Source organism: Mesorhizobium sp. M2A.F.Ca.ET.037.01.1.1 (assembly GCF_003998075.1).
GTDB lineage: Bacteria > Pseudomonadota > Alphaproteobacteria > Rhizobiales > Rhizobiaceae > Mesorhizobium.
The window spans coordinates 1-5,629 of sequence record NZ_RZSA01000390.1; the positions used below are offsets into that span (position 1 = coordinate 1).

The following is a 5,629-nucleotide window of genomic DNA, read 5'->3' on the forward strand; positions in this document are numbered from 1 at the left end:
CCGTATGAGGTGAGCGGCGTCGGATGGAACTCGTCCGGAATGACATCCGGAAAGGGCGCGCCGAAGACCGCGATCGACGAGGTGAACACGAGGCGCGGCGCGAAGGCCGCCAGCCGCACCGCGTCGAACAGCGCGCGCGTGCCGTCGAGATTGACCCGGTAGCCGAGATCGAAATTGGCTTCCGCTTCGCCCGAGACGATGCCCGCCAGGTGGAAGATCACGTCCGGGCGCGGAGCCACGAGGGCCGCCATGGCGCCGGGCGCGGATAGATCGCCGGTGTGGATCGAGACATCGACGCCTGTGAGCGCCGGCGGCTGCGGCGCCACGATGTCATGCAGGTCGAGCGCCGTGATCTTGCGCCCGCGCAAGGCGCTGTCCTTGGCCAGCCGCGCTATAAGCTTGCGGCCCACCATGCCGGCCGCGCCCGTGATCAGAATTCTCATCTTCAGAGACCTTTCTTGCGTTGGCTGCGTCCGCGCAGCCATAGGACGACGAACAGCCCGACCATGAAGACCACCGCGATGACGGCCGCCAGCACCGTCGACACCTTGCCCGCGGCCAGCATGATGGCCGGCAGGAAATAGGCGGCGAGACCGAACACGAGCAGTATCACAGCCGCGGCAATCGCCGCGTTGCGTGTGTCACGATCCATCAGCAGACTTTCCTGGCTTCGAGGCTGTTAGGCATAATCCTGATCAGTGATAGTGCCGGCGATCGGCAGGCGCGCCATGCGTATGATCGCGATCATGGTGATGGCCATGCTCGTCATGACTGTCGGCGCATTGCCCGAATTCCGGTTCGACGGTGGCATGATCGATGCCGTGCTTGGCGGCAAGCCGTTTCTTGATGGCGCTCACCGCCACATGCGGATCGACGCCGTCATTCAGGCAGGCATGCAGCGTCGCCATGTTGGAGGTGCCGTCGAGCGACCAGACATGCATATGATGCACCTCGCGCACGCCCTTGACCGCGCCTTCGATGTCCTTGGCGATCATATCGCGATCGAGGCTTGCCGGCACGCCTTCGAGCAGGACATGCGCCGCCTCGCGCATCAGCGACCATGCCGTCGACAGGATGAGCAGCGACACTAGGACGGAGAGGACAGGATCGATCGGCGTCCAGCCGGTTGCCAGGATGATGAGGGCTGCCGCGATTGCCGCGGTGGAGCCGAGCAGGTCGCCCAGCACATGCAGGATCGCGCCGCGCATGTTCAGGCTCTCGCGGTCGCCGCCATGCAGCACGAAGAAGGAGGCGATGTTGACCAGCAGGCCTGCCACCGCCACCACCAGCATCGGCCCGCCAAGCACGGGCGCCGGGTTCATCAGCCGCCCCCAGGCCTCGTAGACGATCCAGAGCGCGATGACGAAGATGGCGATGCCGTTGGTGTAGGCGACCAGCGTCTTCACCCGGCCGAAGCCATAGGTCAGACGGCCGGTGGCCGGGCGTCCGGCGAGATGGAAGGCATACCAGGCAAGACCGAGCGCGATCGAATCGGCAAGCATATGGCCGGCGTCCGCGAGCAGCGCCAGCGATCCGGTGAGCAGCCCGCCGAGCGCCTCGGCGACCATGAAGCCGCCGGTCAGGCAGGCCGCGATCAGCACCCGTTTCTTGTCGGTCGAGCCATGCACATGCCCAGCGCCGTGGCTATGACCGGCGGAACCGTGATCATGCGAACCGTGCGCCATCGTCAAACTCCTGTTACCCTCCGAAGTCGGCGCGAAAATCCTCAAGCCGCCGCTTCTGGCCGCCTTCGTCATCGAAATTCGCTGGATCGAGCCAGCCCTCATAGGCTTTGCGCAAGGCCGGCCACTCCTTGTCGATGATTGAATACCACGCCGTATCGCGGTTTTCACCTTTGACCACAAGGTGCTGGCGGAAGATGCCTTCGAACTTGAAGCCGAAGCGCTCGGCAGCGCGCTTCGAGGGCTCGTTGCGGTTGTTGCACTTCCACTCGTAGCGGCGATAGCCGAGATCGTCGAAGAGATATTTCGCAAACATGAACTGCGCCTCGGTCGCCGCCGGCTTGCGCGAGATCAGTGGACCCCAGTAGATGTTGCCGATTTCCCCGACGCCGTTGGCGACGTCGATGCGCATCAGCGTCTGGCGCCCGGCGATCTTGCCGCTCGCCTTGTCGATGACGGTGAAGAACAGCGGATCCTCGCTCGCTTCCGCCTTGTCGAGCCACGGCTGGAAGGCGGCGCGGGTCTCCGGCGGGTAGTCGGGCAGCCAGGCGAAACGTCCGCCGACATCCGAAACCGACGAGGCCTCGTAGAGGCCGTCGCCGTGCTTTGCCGCGCTCAGCGGCTCGAGCCTGACTGTGCGTCCCTCGATCGCCTTGCGTTCCGGCCGTGGGCGCGGCTGCCAATTCTTCAGATCTTCCGACACCGACCACTCCAATCCGTTGACTTTTCCCAGCGGACGGTCACAAAAACGCTCGCTCACAGAAAGAACCACAGGGACGGGAAAAATGCTCCACACGATCGCGGCCATCGACCGCCTTGGCGAGGAAAATGCCTTCGCGGTGCTGGCCAGGGCCACCGCGCTTGCCCATCAGGGCCGCGACATCATCAATCTCGGCATCGGCCAGCCCGACTTCAAGACGCCGCAGCACATCGTCGAGGCGGCGATCAAGGCGCTGCGCGACGGCCACCACGGCTACACGCCGGCAAACGGGCTGCTCGCCACCCGCGAGGCCGTCGTGCGCCGCACGCTGACCACCACCGGCGTCGAGGTGTCGCCTGAGAATGTGATGATCCTGCCCGGCGGCAAGCCGACCATGTTCGCCGCGATCCTGATGTTCGGCGAACCGGGTACTGAGATCCTCTACCCCGATCCCGGCTTTCCGATCTACCGCTCGATGATCGAGTTCACCGGCGCCACGCCGGTGCCGGTGCCGATCCGCGAGGAGAACGGCTTTGCCTTCTCGGCCGACGAGACGCTGGCGCTGATCACGCCCCGGACCAGGCTGCTCATCCTCAACTCACCCGCCAATCCGACCGGCGGCGTCACGCCGCGCGCCGAGATCGAGAAGCTGGTCAAGGGCCTGGACAAGCATCCTGAGGTCGCCGTCATGTCCGACGAGATCTACGACGTCATGACCTATGATGGCGAGAAGCACTGCTCCCTGCTCAACTTCCCCGAAATCCGCGACAGGCTGATCGTGCTCAACGGCTGGTCGAAGACCTGGGCGATGACCGGCTGGCGCATGGGCTGGTCGATCTGGCCGAACGGCGACAAGGGCGCCCATCTCTACGACAAGGTGCGCAAGCTGGCCGTCAATTGCTGGTCTTGCGTCAACGCGCCGAGCCAGTTTGCCGGCATCGCCGCGATCGACGGTCCGCAGGACGATGTCGAGAAGATGATGCGCGCCTTCGACAACCGCAGGAAAATCGTCGTCGAGGGCCTGAACGCGCTCCCCGGCATCTCCTGCATCACGCCGAAGGGCGCCTTCTACGCCTTCCCCAACGTGTCGAAGACCGGCTGGAAGGCCAAGAAGCTCGCCTCGGCGCTGCTGGAGGATGCCGGCGTGGCGCTGATCGGCGGCCCCGATTTCGGCGTGCTCGGCGAAGGCTATATCCGGCTTTCCTACGCCAATTCCGAGGAGAACATCCTGCGCGCGCTGGAGCGGATCGAGGCATTTCTAAAGAAGTGAGCCGTCAGGCGCTTATCCGCGCCCGACAAACGGCATCTTCGTCGCCATCACCGTCATGAACAGCACGTTGGCGTCGAGCGGCAGGCTGGCCATATGCAGCACCGCGTCGGCGACGCGTTGCACGTCCATCACCGCCTCGGCGGCGATCGAGCCATTGGCCTGCGGCACGCCCACCGTCATCGGCTGCGCCATCTCGGTCAGCGCATTGCCGATATCGATCTGGCCGCAGGCGATGTCGAAGGGCCGGCCGTCGAGCGCCAGCGTCTTGGTGAGACCGGTGATGGCGTGCTTGGTCGCCGTATAGGGCACGGAACCCGGGCGCGGCGCATAGGCCGACACTGAGCCGTTGTTGATGATACGGCCGCCCATCGGCTTCTGCCTCCGCATGGCGCCGAAGGCGGCGCGCGCGCACAGGAACGCGCCGGTGAGGTTGACGCCGACGACATCGTTCCAGACCTCGACCGGGATCTCGTCGATCAGCGTCGACTTGTAGCCCATGCCGGCATTGTTGAAGAGCAGGTCGACGCGGCCGAAGGCCTCGAGCACGGTCTCGAACATGTCGTCGACTTCCGCCGCCTTGCTGATGTCGCAGGCGACTGCCAATGCCTTGGCTTGCGTCTTGCCCGCATCGGCGATCGCCTCTTCCAGCACCGTCTTGCGCCGGCCGCAGAACACCGTGTTCCAGCCTGCCTGGAGCAGCGCGGTGGCGACGCTCTTGCCGATGCCGGTGCCGGCTCCGGTAACGATGGCGGTCTTCTCTGCTATGGCGGTCATCGTCGTCCTCCCGGTCATGCTCGGAAAGACGTGGCATCGCAAATGCCGGGGATCATGGCAAGCCGCTATTGGCGACAAACAAGAGGCCAACAAAAAGGGCGGCCATTGGCGACCGCCCCGATCTGAACCGCGCTTGGGAGGAGGAAAAGCCGGTCCGACTGATTAGAATGATGCGCTTGCTGAGTTAACGAGGGATTAACGACCGGCAAGGCGGTGCGCAGCGGCGTTTACCAACATGGTTCACCACGGCGAGCTAGGCGCGCTGCCGGCCGGCACCTTTGCCGCCGAGACAGTCGCCTCGACATGATCGACCAGGGCATCCGGCAGGCCGAGCCGACCGGCAAGCAGGTCGAGATAGCCGCGCTCGGCGCGCGTGTCGGGATCGATGGTCAGACGCGAGGCGGTGTAGAGTTCCAGCTTCTGCGCATCGGTCTTGGCGCCGGCGACCAGCGTGTCGAGATCGAGTGGCCTTTCGAGCTCGGCAAGCAGGAACTTTTCCGCTTCCGCGCCGATGCCGGCGAGCTTGAGCTTGTCGGCGATCTTCTTGCGCTCTTCGTCGTCGATATGGCCATCGGCCTTCGCCGCCGAGATCATCGCTCGGACCAGCGTCAGCGTGAACTCGGCCTCGCCTTGCGGTGCCTGTGCAGGATCGAAAGCGGTATCGGCCGGCGGCGGGAGCAGTTCAGGCTCGCCGGACGCGGGCGCCTGCGCCGGCTCGTTGCCGGCCTTGTAATTCTGATAGGCCTTGTAGGCGAGGCCGCCGATCGCCGCCAGGCCGCCGAGCTTGATGGCCGCGCCCGTCACCTGCCGTCCGGTGCCGGTGCCGAGCAGCACGGCGGCAAGCGCTCCGGCAGCCAGCGGATTGTCCTTCGCCATCTGCGCCGCCTGCCCCGCCTTGTCGCGAACGGTCGAGCCCGTGCCGGGAATCTGCGATCCGAGAAGGTCGTCGAGCAGCTTCTTGGGGTCGAGCATCAATGCCTCCAGAATTGGCCCGGCCGAATGGGCGGGCATGGTTTCGGACCGGCAACAGGTAGGCCCCGCGGTTTGACATTACAATGACGGAGCAGGTTTTGCGCGTGAGGCTTTAGCTGCCGATATGGCGCTTGCCGCCGCGCGCCTGCGCAAGTTCGACCTGACGGTGGCGTTCGGCGTAGCGCTCGCGGTCCGCATCGGACCGCGTTTCGAAACAATGCGGGCATGAAA

General features: G+C 65.1%; 7 protein-coding genes. 1 reads left to right on the plus strand and 6 read right to left on the minus strand.

What is annotated here, in order from left to right:
- The 4 genes from EOA27_RS19395 to EOA27_RS19410 form a co-directional block, all read right to left on the minus strand.
- Positions 1 to 443 (minus strand): NAD-dependent epimerase/dehydratase family protein (locus tag EOA27_RS19395; RefSeq protein ID WP_127256910.1); only part of this gene is annotated, 443 nt, incomplete at its 3' end.
- Between the two features lie 2 nt (positions 444 to 445).
- Entirely contained in the window at positions 446 to 652 is a 207-nt protein-coding gene (locus EOA27_RS19400; protein ID WP_126059583.1) for a hypothetical protein, read from the minus strand.
- A 43-nt stretch (positions 653 to 695) separates the two neighbouring features.
- Positions 696 to 1,685 carry a cation diffusion facilitator family transporter gene (locus EOA27_RS19405; protein WP_126081488.1) on the minus strand — a complete coding sequence of 330 codons (990 nt, stop codon included), beginning with the start codon at positions 1,683 to 1,685 and terminating at the stop codon, positions 696 to 698.
- 13 nt (positions 1,686 to 1,698) lie between these two features.
- Positions 1,699 to 2,385 carry a GNAT family protein gene (locus tag EOA27_RS19410; RefSeq protein ID WP_126081487.1) on the minus strand — a complete coding sequence of 229 codons (687 nt, stop codon included), beginning with the start codon at positions 2,383 to 2,385 and terminating at the stop codon, positions 1,699 to 1,701.
- A gap of 82 nt (positions 2,386 to 2,467) precedes the next feature.
- Between EOA27_RS19410 and EOA27_RS19415 the strand changes: the two genes are divergently transcribed.
- Positions 2,468 to 3,652, plus strand: coding sequence for a pyridoxal phosphate-dependent aminotransferase (locus EOA27_RS19415; protein ID WP_126081486.1), 1,185 nt, complete (start codon positions 2,468 to 2,470; stop codon positions 3,650 to 3,652).
- A gap of 12 nt (positions 3,653 to 3,664) precedes the next feature.
- On the opposite strand, the gene EOA27_RS19420 is transcribed toward EOA27_RS19415, so the two are convergent.
- Complete coding sequence (locus tag EOA27_RS19420) at positions 3,665 to 4,426, minus strand: SDR family oxidoreductase (RefSeq protein WP_126081485.1); 762 nt, start codon at positions 4,424 to 4,426, stop codon at positions 3,665 to 3,667.
- A 240-nt stretch (positions 4,427 to 4,666) separates the two neighbouring features.
- On the minus strand, positions 4,667 to 5,398 hold the full coding sequence (locus tag EOA27_RS19425; protein WP_126081484.1) for a tellurite resistance TerB family protein: 732 nt from the start codon (positions 5,396 to 5,398) through the stop codon (positions 4,667 to 4,669).
- Positions 5,399 to 5,629: the final 231 nt, after the last annotated feature.

Excerpts from the sequence above, each read along its gene's own strand:
- EOA27_RS19415 (WP_126081486.1), top strand. The coding sequence starts at position 2,468 with ATGCTCCACACGATCGCGGCCATCGACCGCCTTGGCGAGGAAAATGCC.
- EOA27_RS19420 (WP_126081485.1), bottom strand. The coding sequence starts at position 4,426 with ATGACCGCCATAGCAGAGAAGACCGCCATCGTTACCGGAGCCGGCACC.
- EOA27_RS19425 (WP_126081484.1), bottom strand. The coding sequence starts at position 5,398 with ATGCTCGACCCCAAGAAGCTGCTCGACGACCTTCTCGGATCGCAGATT.
- EOA27_RS19405 (WP_126081488.1), bottom strand. The coding sequence starts at position 1,685 with ATGGCGCACGGTTCGCATGATCACGGTTCCGCCGGTCATAGCCACGGC.
- EOA27_RS19400 (WP_126059583.1), bottom strand. The coding sequence starts at position 652 with ATGGATCGTGACACACGCAACGCGGCGATTGCCGCGGCTGTGATACTG.